Origin of the sequence: Nocardiopsis endophytica, from assembly GCF_027706725.1 — a bacterium.
In the GTDB taxonomy this organism is placed as follows: Bacteria; Actinomycetota; Actinomycetes; order Streptosporangiales; family Streptosporangiaceae; genus Nocardiopsis_A; species Nocardiopsis_A endophytica.
The window spans coordinates 48767-62769 of sequence record NZ_JAQFWQ010000015.1 but is presented as its reverse complement, the minus strand read 5'-3'; the positions used below and the strand labels follow the sequence as shown (position 1 = coordinate 62769).

The 14003-nt window shown below is 71.9% G+C and carries 12 protein-coding genes; 1 reads left to right on the top strand and 11 read right to left on the bottom strand.

Features of this window, described 5'->3' with window-relative positions; genetic code table 11:
* Positions 1-92 precede the first annotated feature (92 nt).
* Positions 93-392 carry a hypothetical protein gene (locus O4J56_RS07765; protein WP_270684700.1) on the top strand — a complete coding sequence of 100 codons (300 nt, stop codon included), beginning with the start codon at positions 93-95 and terminating at the stop codon, positions 390-392.
* Positions 393-920: 528 nt separating this feature from the next.
* Here the strand turns inward: O4J56_RS07765 and cas2 are convergent.
* The 11 genes from cas2 to cas6 all read right to left on the bottom strand — a co-directional run bounded on the left by cas2 (position 921) and on the right by cas6 (position 13659).
* A complete protein-coding gene (gene cas2 / locus O4J56_RS07760; RefSeq protein WP_270684698.1) occupies positions 921-1223 on the bottom strand; it encodes a CRISPR-associated endonuclease Cas2 in 303 nt (100 codons plus the stop codon).
* A gap of 7 nt (positions 1224-1230) precedes the next feature.
* Complete coding sequence (gene cas1 / locus O4J56_RS07755) at positions 1231-3117, bottom strand: CRISPR-associated endonuclease Cas1 (protein ID WP_270684697.1); 1887 nt, start codon at positions 3115-3117, stop codon at positions 1231-1233.
* Between the two features lie 482 nt (positions 3118-3599).
* The gene (cmr1, locus tag O4J56_RS07750; protein WP_270684696.1) at positions 3600-4811 is read right to left on the bottom strand and encodes a type III-B CRISPR module RAMP protein Cmr1; all 1212 of its coding nucleotides are present in this window, start codon (positions 4809-4811) and stop codon (positions 3600-3602) included.
* A gap of 21 nt (positions 4812-4832) precedes the next feature.
* Complete coding sequence (locus O4J56_RS07745) at positions 4833-6419, bottom strand: hypothetical protein (RefSeq protein ID WP_270684694.1); 1587 nt, start codon at positions 6417-6419, stop codon at positions 4833-4835.
* Positions 6416-7474, bottom strand: coding sequence for a hypothetical protein (locus O4J56_RS07740; RefSeq protein WP_270684692.1), 1059 nt, complete (start codon positions 7472-7474; stop codon positions 6416-6418). The genes O4J56_RS07745 and O4J56_RS07740 overlap by 4 nt, the downstream gene beginning before the upstream one ends.
* Entirely contained in the window at positions 7471-8514 is a 1044-nt protein-coding gene (cmr6, locus tag O4J56_RS07735; RefSeq protein ID WP_270684691.1) for a type III-B CRISPR module RAMP protein Cmr6, read from the bottom strand. The genes O4J56_RS07740 and cmr6 overlap by 4 nt, the downstream gene beginning before the upstream one ends.
* Positions 8511-9011, bottom strand: coding sequence for a type III-B CRISPR module-associated protein Cmr5 (cmr5, locus tag O4J56_RS07730; RefSeq protein WP_270684689.1), 501 nt, complete (start codon positions 9009-9011; stop codon positions 8511-8513). The genes cmr6 and cmr5 overlap by 4 nt, the downstream gene beginning before the upstream one ends.
* A complete protein-coding gene (gene cmr4, locus O4J56_RS07725) occupies positions 9004-9969 on the bottom strand; it encodes a type III-B CRISPR module RAMP protein Cmr4 (RefSeq protein WP_270684687.1) in 966 nt (321 codons plus the stop codon). Before cmr4 ends, cmr5 begins: the two co-directional genes overlap by 8 nt.
* Complete coding sequence (locus tag O4J56_RS07720) at positions 9966-11150, bottom strand: type III-B CRISPR module-associated Cmr3 family protein (RefSeq protein WP_270684685.1); 1185 nt, start codon at positions 11148-11150, stop codon at positions 9966-9968. The genes cmr4 and O4J56_RS07720 overlap by 4 nt, the downstream gene beginning before the upstream one ends.
* Positions 11147-13039: a Cas10/Cmr2 second palm domain-containing protein gene (locus tag O4J56_RS07715; protein WP_270684684.1), complete on the bottom strand. Its 1893-nt coding sequence runs from the start codon at positions 13037-13039 to the stop codon at positions 11147-11149. Before O4J56_RS07715 ends, O4J56_RS07720 begins: the two co-directional genes overlap by 4 nt.
* Positions 13036-13659, bottom strand: coding sequence for a CRISPR system precrRNA processing endoribonuclease RAMP protein Cas6 (gene cas6, locus O4J56_RS07710; protein WP_270684683.1), 624 nt, complete (start codon positions 13657-13659; stop codon positions 13036-13038). The genes O4J56_RS07715 and cas6 overlap by 4 nt, the downstream gene beginning before the upstream one ends.
* Positions 13660-14003 lie beyond the last annotated feature (344 nt).

The following is a 14003-nucleotide window of genomic DNA, read 5'->3' as shown; positions in this document are numbered from 1 at the left end:
GGGACCCCGCTACCCGGCCGCGCCGCTACGGACCCGCTTCAGCGGAACCATCGCCGCCGGTGCCCCGCTTCGCGGTGGTACCGCGCAGGTGGATGGTGGAGAGGACCTTCGCCTGGCTGGGCAAGTTCCAGCGCACCAGCAAGGACTACGAGTACCGGCCAGTGATTTCGGAGAACGTCCTCTGCCTCGCGATGGGCCTGATCCTGGTGCGGCGCATGGCCAGAGCCACGCCCTGCCCCTTTTCAGACGCCCTCTACAGCGCGAAGCTGACCATCACCCAGCCACGGGAGATCGCCCAGTACGCCCACGCCTTCGAACGACTGCGGCAGGCGGCGGTGTACGGCCGCGCGGCCCGTGAATTGATCACTCGAGCCGCCGACGAAACCGAGTGAGCAAACACGAGCAAACTTCTGGTGTGCCGAGAAGTCACTCTCCTAGCTTCACGGCATGATCTCCTCCCCCGGCGTGCGCCCCTTCCGCCCTCCTCAAGCACGCCGACCTATCACCGGGAAGCGGTACGGCCAGGGCGATAGGTTTCAACGTCCAATGCGCGCACTACACGGCCTGTCGACCGCCTGACGACACCCTGGGCAGCCCCGTCCCCTCAATCCACGTTCCCACGCAAACAACCTCCACTCTTCGGGCTTTGACGTCCTTCGGACCAAAACATGCCGTGGTAGTAATCAGACACTCCGTCGTTCTTATGCCCTTCGGGCTTTGACGTCCTTCGAACCTCTTGCCGGATTCTACGGCACCTGACCTGCGTCGACGATGTCCGATTGCACGGCACCGCCCGACCGGCGCCAACAGCCATGGTGGCGCACGCCATATTGCGGCGAAACGACTCCTTGAGCTGCGACGACGCCATGCACGCGATCATGCTCTTCGACCGATCCTCATGCATGGCTGTACACAGCCGCTCACAAGATCCAGAAGTCATCGCGCTCCTCCAGCCGCCTGTTGCCCAGACCGGTGACCTTGTCCAGGTCGGGAACCCGCAGCGGGTAGATGCGGACCTGGTCCTCGTCCTGCTCGATCAGCCCGCGCAGGCCCCGGGTGAGTTCTTCGTAGGCCTCCGGCCCGGTCACCGCGGCCTCGAACACGCTGTACTGCACGCGCGGGCCATAGCCCGACAGCAGGTCGGAGACCTCTTCGCGGCGGTCGTCATCAGCGATGTCGTAGCAGACCAGGTAGAAGCGGCGCCGGTGCGGGTGCGTCCCCATCTGCGCCTCACCGCCACGCCAGCGGACGGTAGGCCTGCTCTTCGCCGGCGATGACGGCGGCCGGCATCCGGGCCTGAGCCACCAGCGCCGTCCGGTAAGACACCCGCCGCCCCAGTCCGGGATGGCGCGCGAGGGTGAGCATGCGTGTCTCGTAGGCGGCCAGGAAGGTCTTCAACGCATCGGGTTTCATACGGCAGCCGCGCTCGGCCTGCGGGGTGTCGAAGTCGGCGGGCGTCAGCCTGGCGCCCAGCAGCAGGCGGGCGACGACGGCATCGACGATCAGCGGGCGGAACTCCTCGATCAGGTCCAGGGCGAGGCTGGCGCGGCCGCGGCGCAGGGTGTGCAGGAACCCGCCCTCGGGGTCCAGGCCGGCGATATGGCAGGCCACCACCGCGTCGTTGAGCAGCAGTGTGTACCCCAGGGACAGCATCGCGTTGACGGGGTCGGGCGGCGGGCGCCGCCGCCGGTGGGTGAACCCCCATTCGGCGGGCAGCAACCGCCCCAGGAGGCCGAAGTACTCGCGTGCGGCCGCGCCCTCGGTCCCCAGAAGTTCGTTCATCCCCGGCGCCTCCAGCGCCGTGGACCGGGCGTGCGCGAGGTGTTCGGCCGCAGGTGCGATATCGAGGGGCCGGGCGCCGCGTTGGCGTGATGCGCGCAGCAGCCCGGTGCGCAGGTTGGCGATCTTCCCGGCCACGAACACGCGTGCCAGCTCCAATGCGCGGGCGCCGTCCAGCGCGGCCTCGTACTGGGCAGCGCGCACATGGACGTCTCCGCCCAGGGCCGCCGACAGGCGCCCCTGGAAGCGGCCGAGATCGTCCAGGAGGACGAGTTCGACGCCTTGGCGTAGGGCCCGGTGCAGGAACGGGGTGCTGAATCCGACCCGCCCGATGCCCACCACCTGGCGCACCCGCTTGAGGTTGACCGACATGAGGGTGGTGTCGTTGTGTTCCACCCGGACCCGGTCGCCCCGGCTGCGCACCAGCGCCCCGGGCCGGGTGACGTACATGGTGGCCTCCAGGGGGCTGGCCCGCTCACCGGGACGGGCCTTGCTGTGGCCGCCCACGGTGCGTCCCAGGAAGCGCACGCCTTCGTCGAAGGAGACGATCTGCGATTTGGCCGTGTTGAGTTCCAGGCCCCACTCGCGGGCGGCCTCGGTGGCCTGGGCCAGCGCCTGCTCGGCGGCTTGGCGGGACCCGGAGGGAATGGCGAAGTCGTCGCCGTAGCGCAGGACCTGGCGGCCGTGCTGGAGCAGGGTGCGGTCGAAGGAGTCCAGGTAGAGGTTGCTCAGCAACGGGGATAATGCGCTGCCCTGGTGCAGGCCCCGTCCGCTGCCCGGGCGCAGCCGGTGGGCGCCGGGCCCGCGGGCCTTGCGCTGAATGAGGTGCTGGACCAGCAGGCACAGCTCGGCATCGGGCACCAGTTCGCGCAGGCGGGTGATGACCGGCCATCGGGGGATGGTCTCGAAGCAGTCGGCGAAGCCGGCGCGCAGCACCCACGTACTGCCGCTCTCACGGGCCTCGGTCAGTGCCTGTACCGCGTCGGGGACACCCAGCCCCTTGCGGTAGGCGAAGCTCCACGGGAGCAGGACCGGGTCGATGCAGGGTTCGATGACCGCGAGCACGGCACGCTCCACGACACGGTCGCCGACCGTCCCGATGCCCAGCAGCCGCGCGTCGCCGGAGGGTTTGGGGACGTCGAAGGCGGTCACGGGCTCGGGGGCGTAGGTTCCCTCGCGTAGCTGCTCGCTGATTTCCAGGAGGCGCCGCAGGGCCCCCTTCTCGAATTCCTGGACGGCCGCGCTCTTCACACCGTCGTCGAGGTCGTTTTCGCGTACCTCATGCCAGGCAGCGGACAGTGACTCCTCGGAAGCAACTCGGTGGAGCAGGGTTCCCATTGGAACTCCCCGTTTGAAGTTCTTCTACATTTGAGGATTGCCGCCCTTCGGGTTTTGACGTCCTTCGGACCAATAACCTCGACTGCGAAAAGCCAGGCTGTTCGGGAACTGTTCTTATGCCCTTCGGGCTTTGACGTCCTTCGAACCCGGCGATTTTCACCGGCGTCGCGGGCGCAGTCGGGTTCTTATGCCCTTCGGGCTTTGACGTCCTTCGAACCTCTTGCCGGATTCTACGGCACCTGACCTGCGCTGACGATGCCCGATTGCACGCGATCTCTCGACCAGGCCCTCGAACCTGCGTGATGCGCACCACAGACTGCCGGTGCGGTGCCTGGACCAGCGGAAACACGCTGCACGCGAACCTCCGTTCCAGCGCCCCGGCGGGTGCCCCTGTACACGCCCGCGCTGCAGCCCGGTGCCGCCCTCCCCTGAAGACAGCAGGCCCACCGGCCCCTGGCCCGCCCTCGTCCCGGGCGCGCGGACTACTGCCACTGCGGATCGGCCTCCTTCCTCATCGTCTCCACCCATCGCCGACTCAGCTCCACCACGTCGTGATCACGGACCACGACCGGTCCCCGGCGCTTATGGGTCGGAACGACCGGGGAGTCGCCGGGCAGGAAGCGGTCGTGGAAGGCGAAGGAGAACAGGCGCCACTGGCCGCCCGACTCGGCCACGGGGCGCAGCCACAGCGGGGACGCGCGACGCTCACCGACCCGGCTGCCGTTGGCGTAGACCACGGGCAGCCCGAGCGCGCCCAGCGGGAACAGCGGGTGAGTCGGCGGTGCGGCCCCGGAAGCGTCATCGCCGTCCGCTTGTTTCTCTTGTGGGCTGGTGTGCACGGTGGCCGGTGTTGCGGCGGCTGCGGAGCGGAAGCGGGAGAAGCAGTTGCCGGTGTGCGAGAGCAGGCCCTCCCACGTGCGATCGGAGGCGGCGCTGAGTCCGGCGCAGGTGCGCGCCCGGCTCAGCACAGGGTACGTCGGCACCTCGTCCTCCTCCCAGGGGCGCGCGAAGACCCCCGGTTTCTGAAGGTCGACCAGCTTGGGCAGGTAGGCGGCGCATTCGCGCAGTTCAGGGGTGTCGGTCCACAGCCTCGTGAGGCCGCTGTAGTGGTCCAGGCCGGGGCTGCGCAGGGTCTCCGCGGTCCAGGGGGTTTCCTCCAAGTGCTCGACGCCGTCGCCGACCCCTTCGATGGACAGGCCGCCGAAGCCGCGGCGCACGCGGGCACCGACCCCGCCGTAGGCGCACAGCAGCCACAGGCTGGCCAGGGCAAGGGCGTCGACGGCAGGATTCCCGGACAGACCGATGCGCAGGGGGAACAGGCCCGCCCGTTCCGGTGTCGCGTAGGGGCGTGTAAGGCGATAATGCTTGGCGACGATGGACCCCATGCCCTGGCCGAGGAGATAACCCAGTCCGGAATCTTTATCGCCGTATTTGAGCCATTCAGGCCTCTCCTCCCATTCGACGGGCACGGGCCGGGGCAGGCGCACCGCGATGGGTGAGGGGGCGCCCATCGCGCCGAACACGGCCTCTTCCATGCGGCGCAGGGTGTCCACGTCGGGTCCGGCCACCGTGCCCGCCAGTGCGCGGAACCAGAAGGCCATGGGGCCGCGCAGGGACGCCGGGCGCAGCCCGGCGCCGTCATCGCCGTTGAAGACCGGGGTGCGCACCCGCATGCGCAGGGTGATCCAGTGCACGGGTTCCGCTCCGTTTCCGTCTCAGGGGTGGGGGGTGGAACGCCACTCCAGGTGGGCCAGCGGGGCGGTGATGGAGCGGTCCTCCCACAGGATCTGGGAGAGCACGCCGACCGTCAGGCACCAGGCCGAGGCCAGAACGAGGGCGGCAAGGGGGTCTGCGGCGGACTGGCCGCCCAGGGTCGGCGGTCGGGGTCCGCCGCCCTGCTCACCGAAGGCCGGTGCCAGCACCACGAGGCCCATGAGGCTGACCAGCCCTGCGTGGACCCAGCCCACTGCGGCTACGCCCAGGGCGCGGACGAGGGCGGCACCGCGGGCGAGTCCGTGGGTGCGGGCCTCCACCACGAGGTAGCCGTAGGCGATCGCGAGCAGCAGCGCGGCGGCCTGCACGGCATCCGACGGGGGCAGGAGCTCCAGGCGGGTGCGCTGCCACCAGTCGGGCAGTGCGATGAGCACGGTCAGTCCGAGCGCGGAAGCCGCGGGAAGGCGCAGCAGCCACTGGGCGGCCCAGATGCGGCCCCACAACAGGGTGCCCCCTCCGATCCCCAGGTAGGTGGCAGCGGCCAAGGCGGCCGCCAGGGCGAAGCCGTGGTCCAGGACCAGCCTCAGAGCGGCCGCGGCGCACGCCACGACGAGCCCGGCGCCTACGAAGCCCAGGGCGGTGGAGAACGGGTCGGCCAGGGCGGCCACGCGCCCCAGGCGGAAGCGGGGCAGGAGGTGGTGCTGGGTGACGTCCCAGATGAGGGCTTCGTCTTCGCCGTCGCCGAGGTCGGCGTCGGAGAGCGGAACATCGGACATCACCAGACGGGCCGCCGGGAAGCGGAGGGAGGTCCTGGTGAGCAGGTCGAGTTCGCTCTCCAGGGCCGAGGGCGGGGGTTGGGCCAGGATCGGGTGGTCCTGGCGGGCCGAGAGCACGCGGAACCAGTCGCGGCGGGACTGGCGGGCGCGTTCGAGGAACAGGTGCCACTGGTCGGCGCCGAAGATGTGTCCGACCGGGCCGTAGATGTCGCCGCCTTCCCTGTCGACGACGGTGGGAGTCCACACCGAGGCCGGGGCGGCACCGCGGTGGCGCAGGGGTTCGCTGAGCAGCAGGAAGCGGGTACGGGCGGCCGCAGGAAGCAGCCGGGCGCGCTCGCCGGTGGCGGTGGTCAGGTGGCGCCAGAGGGCCTCGGCCGCCAGGCAGGCCCGCTGGTGGACGGTGAAGGGTTCGGGGGCGGGGCCCGCCGCTTGGGCGCGGTGCAGCAGCGTTCCGGGGTCAAGGGCCAGGGCCTCGATCTGGGAGGTGGCCGCGGTGGCCGGCGCGGCCAAGTGGGCGGTGAAGGCGGCAATGGCCCGCTCCATCTCCTCTGGTGAGCGTGGCGCTGGCGCTTCGTCCTTGGCGGGCCGCCGCAGGCGGGGCAGCTGCGCCCGCCCCCTGGCGCGCGGCGGGGCGGGAACGGGCAGGCCCCACAGGCGGTACAGGTGGGGTTCGAGCCCGTCCCAGGCCCCGGTCCGGGCCTGAGAGCCGGCGTAGGTGCGCAGGTGGTCGCCGATGCCGCCGGTCAGGCGTTCGAGCAGGGGCTCCAGCACCGGAGGCAGAGGGGCGGCACCGTCGGGGGCGGGGGGCGTCATCGCTTCGATACCACATCGATCAGTTCGTACAGCCCCTCGCCGAAGGGGGTGAGGTGCAGGTCGTCCTGGGGGCGGCCGGTGGCGCTCTCGTAGGCGTAGCCGTACAGCGTGCCGTGCCCTTTGCCCGGCCGCATAGGACGGCCACGCCCGGGCACTTGCGGCTTCTTCTTGTCGACGTTTTCCAGTTCGTCCCTGACCGTCTGCCAGGCCAGGCGCCGCAGCGGTACGGGGATCATCTGTCTGGCGGTCTCTTCGTGCAGGATGTGGGCCTGCACCGAGGAGACCAGTCCCAGTGGGTGTTCTTCGCCGGGCATGTCGATGAGGCCGCGCATGCCTTCAGCCAGTCCGATGAAGTAGGGCAGGGCGGCCTTGTAGCCGCCGGAGAGGTGGAAGACGTAGTCGCCGCCCGCTCCGCACACTTCGCGGATCAGCCGCCTGCCGAGGACTCCGAGGTGGAACATGGAGGCGGTGAATTCGTCGGCCGAGGACGCGTCCAGGCCGGGGATGGGGGCGATGAGCGCCGCCGCGTCCTGGGCACCGGTCAGGACACCGCTCCTCACGTCGAGCAGTCCCACCCGCCGCGCATCGCCGTCGACCAGGGCGAGTGCGTTCCACAGGGCTGAGAGCAGTCCGGCCGCGGTGTCGGTGCCGGCCAGGACCGCTGTGTCGCCGCGCTGCAGTTTCGTGACGCGTTTGATGCGGAACCCGATGCGGCGTCGGGGCCCACCGGCAGCGAAGCGGGTGATGGCGTTCATCTCGGCGCTGATGGGCTGGGTCCACTTACCGGGACAGAAGCGTTTGATCTGGTCTTCAAGCCCCGAGCCCGCAGGATCGTTCAGAGCGGCGGTGACCTCGGTGCGGGCCCGCTCCTTGTCATCGCTGTTCGGATACAGCCGAGACCTCAGGCTGTTGGGGTCTTCCTCCTTCGGGGCGACGATTTCGCGGGCCCTCCCGAAGTCTTTGCTGGGGAGCAGGTGTTCGCAGCGGCTGGGGTCGTCGCAGGCCTTGACGAGGTTTTCGCGCAGGCTGAGCCCGACCGGAAGGATGTGGATCATGGCAGGACCGATTCGTCGACAGTGGTGTAGCCGTAGCCCGCTGCGGTGCGCGCGCCCAGCCCCTGTTCGGTGGCGGCGGCGGTGAGCCAGTCGGCGGCCTTGCGGGTGGCCTCCGGTTCATCGCCGACCAGGTCAGCGGTGAAGGCGCCGCTGAGGGAGAGGAAGGGCTGGGGGTTGGGTGCCTCGTGCTCGCCGGGCGGAGTCTGGGGGCCGTCCCGCTGGGTGCGGTAGGGCTGCTGGTGCGGGGTGATGACGTCGCGGTGCACGACCAGTCCGTGGCCGTCGGCAGGGGCGCATTCGGGCAGGGCGTCGAGGAAGCGCACCCCGCCCGGGGCCGGGCTCCCACCTGGGTCGTCGCTGTCGGCGGGCTCGTCGGAGCTTTCGGCCGTCTCGTCCTGGGAGCCGGTCGGCGGAGGGTCGCCGAAGACCGCGCGGTACTCCTCCGGCGGGGCTTCGACGTGGCGGGCCCAGGCGGCCGCGGCGCCTTTGAGGCCGGAGCCGCGCAGCAGCGGCCATCCGTGGGTGCCGTGCAGGTGCAGTCCGAACTCGTGGTCGGCCATGGGTTCGCCGAGACCGATGACCAGCCGCCATTCGGTGGCCAGGCGCAGCCGCAGGACGTGCTTGCCGGTCTCGCGCAGGCACCGCAGCAGGTGGTCGCGGCGGGCCTGCAGCGCCTCGGCCCGGACGGGGTCATAGCCCAGCCGGAACTCCTGGGCCCATTCGAGGGCGGGCTCCTCGGGGCGGGCCTTGTCGGTGGCCTCGCCCACTAGGGCCAGGCGACGTAGAAGGATCAGGGCGTTGGCTTCGCCCCGGAGCCGCTCCCCGGCGAGCTCGAAGCCGGCGTTGCGCCGCGGGCGCCGCCCCTTGACCGGCTTGGCCGGGGCGAGGCGCTTGCCCTTATCGTCGGTGACCTGGTGTTCCAGCCGAACTCGGGCCTCGATGAGGCGCCCGGCGGGACCGGCGGCCGGCCAGCGGCCGACCTCCAGGAGGGTGAAACGCGGGTGCGTGTTCTGACCGTGGTTGCGCCGGGAAGGGCTCATGCCTGCTCCCGGGAAGGGGCGTCCTCGGCGCCTTCACCGGCGCCGCCGGTGCCGGTGGCGTTGGCAGGTCGGGCGGCCTGGTAGCGGGCATCGGCGATGCGGGACAGCCACCCGGCGAGCATGTCGGCCTCGGTGGTGATGCGGGCGTAGGCGGTGGCATCGGCCTCGCTGAGCGCGCGCAGGAACTCCGCGGGCGTGGTGTGGGGCGTGAGGCCTTCGAGCAGCTCCTCCTCGGCGATCCGGCGGATGAGCAGGTCGCGCAGGTCCCGGTAGGCGCGGGCCACTGCGGTGGCGTCGCCGGACTTGGAGTGGATGAAGGCGAAGGCCGCGACGAAGCCGGTGGAGCGCAGCCGCAGGGGGAGCTGGCGCATGCGGGTGCGCAGGGTCTTGGCGGCCTCCTCGTCGGTCCCGGTGTCGGGGAGGATGCGGGCGGCTTGGGCCGCCATGGCCTGGTCCAGGCGCGGCGCGCGGGGGTGGGGCTGCGGGGGTTCACCCATTGCGGTGCTCCTGCGTGGTCGCGGCGTCGACGAGGCGGGCCCACATCAGCCCTTTGCCGATGCTCTCCTGCCCGCCGATGCGCAGGGGCTTGCCGTTGAGCAGGGTGCGCAGCCGCTGCAGGTGGGCGGAGGCGTCGGGCCGGGCGGGCAGCGTGTCGGCGCGCAGGGTGATCAGGGCCGCCAGCAGTGTCTCGGCGGGCAGGTATTCGCTGGTGAACATCTGCTGGACGGTCTTGGTCTCGCGCCCCAGTTGGACGCGGACGGCGAACTCGGTGCACTCGCGCAACAGGGTGCGCATCACGGTCTCGTCCAGGGCCACCAGGTCGGTGCTGAACTTCTTCGCGAACGGGGCCAGGTGGTCGCCGGCCAGGGCCGTCCTGGACAGGAGGGCGGCCCAGGCCTGGACCGGGTTGGCGGCATCGGCCTCCACAGGAGGGATGTCCACGACGCAGGGGCCCAACACCTCGCCGCGGGGCCCACACCAGAACGCATCGGCCGCGGCCGCCTCGGCGTCTTCCAGCTCGACCGGGGCGGGTGGATCGATCTCCATCAGGGCGTGCTTGCGGGCCAGGCGGGCCAGAGCCAACGGGGTGGTGGCCCAGGCGAAAGAGCGGCGCAGCGTGGGTACCGGAAGCGCGACCAGTTGGGCGTCGCCCACCATCAGCGACCCCGGAGTGGTGGCCTCGCCGGTGTCCTCCCCGTTGTCGCCTCCGACCTGCTGGCCGTCCTCGTTGTCGGCGATGTCGGAGCCGAACACCGCGGCCACCTCCTCGCGGCCCCAGCCGGCCTCCCCAGCGGCCTGGCGCAGGGCCCCTTTGAGGCTCTGGCCCCAGACGAGGGGGTAGCCGGTGGCGGCCTCCCGCTGGATGGGCAGGTCGAGGACCCCGTCGGCGGCGACCGCCCCCGCATGCACGGGGGATTCGGCGTAGAGGTAGAGCAGCAGGGACGTGGTCGTCATTTCCAGACTCCTGTGAGCACGATGCCGAACCCGGCCGAGTGCAGTGCGGCCTTGCCGGGTGGGCAGGGCGTCCCGCCGGGGTGGTCGGCGGTCCAGTCGGCGGCGGGCGTGAGGGGGCGGTTGTGCCAGCGGGCGGCGAAGGCGGCGGCCGTGCCGGGAGGCAGTTGCAGCCAGTAGACCGAGCCGGGCGGCACCGCCCAGCGCAGCATCCGGGTGGCGCCGAAGCCGCGCCCGGACGAAGCGGTGGCCACCGGCATCGGCGCTCCCACTGCTGCGGCCACCAGGGACGCCTCCTCCGGAAGCGGCGGGCACCACCCCTCGGGCCACAGGGCCGGAGTGGCCACGTACAGCAAGAGCCGGTCCTGGGGGAACTCCTCGGGCCGCTGCGGCCAGACCCCGTTCGGCCCGGCGGGGGCGGCTTCGGTGGTCACGTCGGCCATGCGCGTCTGCCCGCCGAAGGGGACCGGGGACTTCAGGTGCAGGGGGCGGCCGCCGGGCGCGGCGGTCTGGGCCAGGAGGGCCCAGCCGGGCCGGGGCCGCAGGTGGGTGGCCTGGTAGAGGTAGCCGATGCGCACCTGTCGGCCACGCCTGGCCAGCCCGATGCGGGGTTCGGCGGCCCACGGGGGTTCGGCGGCCGTCTCCAGGCGGCCCAGCGGCACGGGTTCCCCCGGAGCGGGGAACAGTTCCCCGCGCAGGTAGGAGCCCAGCGCATGGGCGTGTATCAGTTCTTCGATGGGCTGACCGCCCCATGCGCGGGCGGGCTCCTGGAGCAGTCTCCGCGGAGCCGGGGCGTCGGAACCCATCGTGCGCAGGTCACTCGCGGAGGAGTCTGCCCCGGGCTCCAGGCGGTAGGCCGAGCGCCCGCCCGCATCGGCCACCACGTCCAAAGGCACGGGAAAGTGGGGCTGCCACGGGCCGTCCTGCCGGTCGCGCCGGGCGACGACCGGGCCGCGCACATAGGCGAGTTCTCCGTCGTGGGCCCAGCCCAGCGCCCCGGCCACGGTGCTGGGCCCCGGGGCGACGGTCTCGGCCACCCCGGCGCCGTCGTCACCGGCCTCGAAGCGGCGCCCGTCGCGTACCTGGACGGTGTCGTGGGGCTCGATCACCGCCCACGTCGGCGGGCCGGCCTGCGGTTCCCGATCGTCTTCCGGACCGGAGGCCGTCGCAGGGGTGGTCCTCACATGCACTCCTTGGCAACGAATGCTCCCACGCGCACCGTGTCGGCCAGCGCCTCGCCGCCCCGCCAGGGCGGGGCCGCCCCGGCCAGGATCCGCAGCCGCTTGGCGGTTCGCGAGGCGAACTCCTCCCGTGCCGCCTCGGTGGAGCCGGAAGTGTGGCGCAGCACCAGGCGCCGCAGCTCGCGCTCGTAGTCGTCCTGGTCGGCATCGCGCAGGTCGGCCAAGGCATCGCGGTCGCGGTCCACATCGGCCAACAGCCGCGGCGAGAGCACACGCGGCCGGACCTGCTCCCCCCGCTCTCCTGCGCCCTCGGGGGGAGGCTCGGGGAGGAAGACCGCCATGTCGTCGGCGGCCAGCGCCGCCTCGGTGGAGGTCTCATGCCGCCAGGGGTGAACGGTGGCCCCACGGGCACCGGAGCGTCGGATGTAGCCCACCGACAGTGCGTGCTTGTCGGGCATGCGCTTGGCATCGGCCAGCGCCGCGCGCACCGTCTCCAGCACCGCGTGCAGCGGGTAGCGGTGGTGGAAGAACAGCACGGCGCTGGAGGCGGAAGGCAGTTGCGCCTGCGCCGTGGCCGGAGCCCTGTAGCAGGCGGCCGCGGCCGCCAGGGCGGTGGCGGCCGGGGTGAAGGCGAGCAGGTCGTCGCCTCCGGCGTAGACCGCATCGCCCAGGACGTCGGGGGCGCGCAGCAGGTCGGTCTGTGCGCGGGCCACAGCATCGAGCTGGGCCGAAACCCGCTGGTGGTCCTCAGGCGTGGTGATCCGGCCCAGGTGCGCGCCCATGTCGTCGAGGTCCTGGGCGAGCACGGCCAGGTGCGGAACCGGCGGGGCCACCCCTCGCTCGCCCATCAGCCTTTCCAGCTCGCTCGCGGCCAGGCGCCCCAAGGCGCAGTGCTCGGCGAACGCGGCGAAGTCCGGACCGGAGGTGGCAAGCCCGAATTCTCGGGCCAGCGTCGCCGCCTCCCATGTCTGCGGGTAGACCCAGCGCCCGCCGCGCCCCCACAGCCAGCGCAGCGGTCCCGCTTCCGGGCGCTCCAGTCCGGGCACCGGTGTCTCGGGGGTGTCCAGGACCGGTGTGCCGGTGGAGAGGCCGCTCGGGCGGTGCGTGACCATGTCGTGCAGGTCGGACACGACCCCAGCCACTTCCGGGTCGTCGGCGGCATGCTCCAGGACGGCGCGCCGGTAGAAGGCCGAGGCGAAGCCGCTGGTCGAGGCGATGCCCTGGCTGCGGTGACGCGAATCGCGTGCGGTGCTGCGGCCGCGCTGGCGCTTGACCCAGTTCGCCGCGGCCAGCGCGTCGTCCTCGTGCTTGGGCATGCGCTTCTCGGGGCGCGGGTCCACGGGCCAGCGCGGGCTCAGCGTGCACACCCGGGTGCGGGGCCAGGCCTGGGCCTGGAAGTCCTGAACGCGCTTGCGCGCGGCCAGCATCTGCTGGGCCCGCTGCCACTGGCCTTGGTAGCCGTCGTCGGAGGCGGGCGCGCACACCCACACCACCCGCGGCATCCCCGGCGTTGCAGGTGCCCCGCCTGCGCCTTTGTAGACGTCTTCGACGGAATCGGACCACTGCTTGTGCACGGCGGCGGCAGCGAGCGCGGCGATGTCGGCTCCTTCACCGGCCCGGGCCAGGGCAACGATGCGGTTGGGGGCGCCAGTGGAGGGCGTGGCCGAGGGCAGCACCAGGCGGGCGCGGTGGGCGGCGCAGGTGTGCGCAGCGGTCTCGGCCAGCTCCGACATGATCCGGCTGGCCGCGCGCAGGTCGGCGGTCGAGCGCGACTCGGTGATGAAGCGCTGCACCCCTGACAGGGCGACGATGATCAGGTCTTCTCCGGGCCCGGTCTCGGGCGCCGCCTGCTGGTCCATCTTCGCGTCTGGTTCGTTCTCCTGCCCCGTCACCGGGCCGCCCCCTGCTGGGGCAGCGGGCCATGGGCACCGTGGTCGGCACTGCGGCGGCGGGAGCGGGAGGCTCCGGCCGAGGGGGGATCCTCGCCCGGGTAGACGGTGACCTGGCCGAGCCCGTGGGTGGTGTGGGCTCCGACCCCACTGAAGGAGGCGAAGCGCCACAGCGCGGCCAGCCACCGCCGCAGCGCCAGCGGCGCCTGCCCCGCAATCCCGAAGGTGGCCGTTCCCACGAACCCGGCCCGGCCCCGGCCGCGCAGCTCCAGGGGGACGGTGCGCACCGCGTGGCGCGCCACGTACACCGAGGCGAGCAGTTCCGCCGCCTGGGGCTCGGGAACGGCCAGCGGGCTGAAGGCGTTCCACCGCCGCACCAGACCGGACACGAGTAGTTCGGGCTCGGGCAGTGGGAGGTTGCGCCCGCCGCGGCGCACCAGCGTCGGCGCCTCGAACACCACCCCGACCCGGGACACCGCCGCGGACGTGGCCAGATCGGCGTAGGAGGCCGTTTCCTGCTCCACGGCGCGCACCTGCACCTGGCGCGCCCCCAACCGTGTCTCCTTTTGGTGCCAGGACTCCCAGGCCGGGACGCGCTCGTCGTCGAGCCAGCCGATCACCATCGAGGCGGCCGATTCGCCGCGGGAGCGGGAGGGAGACGGTGTACCGATCCCCTGTAGCGCGAACGGCTTCACCGGCGCGTGATGGTTCCGGTCGTCCTCTTCCACCAGTGCGCATGCCAGCCCGTGCGCCTGCGCAGCCGAGACGCATTCCGCCCCTACGGCCGCACCGTGCAAGTGGACCTGTAGCCGACTCGGCACTCGCCATCCTCCCGTATCGGGTCGCCACAGTCTTACCGCTGTCAAGAACACCAAACCGCGCCCGCAGCCCCTGCGGGCGCGGGGAAGGGGAACGCTAGCAAGCTCGACTCCGCGTGCGGGGCGAATGCACGGAAACATGGCCAGAA

Bases quoted from the DNA above. Each gene is read 5' to 3' on its own strand.
- O4J56_RS07765 (WP_270684700.1), top strand. From the start codon at position 93: ATGGTGGAGAGGACCTTCGCCTGGCTGGGCAAGTTCCAGCGCACCAGC.
- cas2 (WP_270684698.1), bottom strand. From the start codon at position 1,223: ATGGGGACGCACCCGCACCGGCGCCGCTTCTACCTGGTCTGCTACGAC.
- cas1 (WP_270684697.1), bottom strand. From the start codon at position 3,117: ATGGGAACCCTGCTCCACCGAGTTGCTTCCGAGGAGTCACTGTCCGCT.
- O4J56_RS07745 (WP_270684694.1), bottom strand. From the start codon at position 6,419: ATGACGCCCCCCGCCCCCGACGGTGCCGCCCCTCTGCCTCCGGTGCTG.
- O4J56_RS07740 (WP_270684692.1), bottom strand. From the start codon at position 7,474: ATGATCCACATCCTTCCGGTCGGGCTCAGCCTGCGCGAAAACCTCGTC.
- cmr6 (WP_270684691.1), bottom strand. From the start codon at position 8,514: ATGAGCCCTTCCCGGCGCAACCACGGTCAGAACACGCACCCGCGTTTC.
- cmr5 (WP_270684689.1), bottom strand. From the start codon at position 9,011: ATGGGTGAACCCCCGCAGCCCCACCCCCGCGCGCCGCGCCTGGACCAG.
- cmr4 (WP_270684687.1), bottom strand. From the start codon at position 9,969: ATGACGACCACGTCCCTGCTGCTCTACCTCTACGCCGAATCCCCCGTG.
- cas6 (WP_270684683.1), bottom strand. From the start codon at position 13,659: ATGGTGATCGGCTGGCTCGACGACGAGCGCGTCCCGGCCTGGGAGTCC.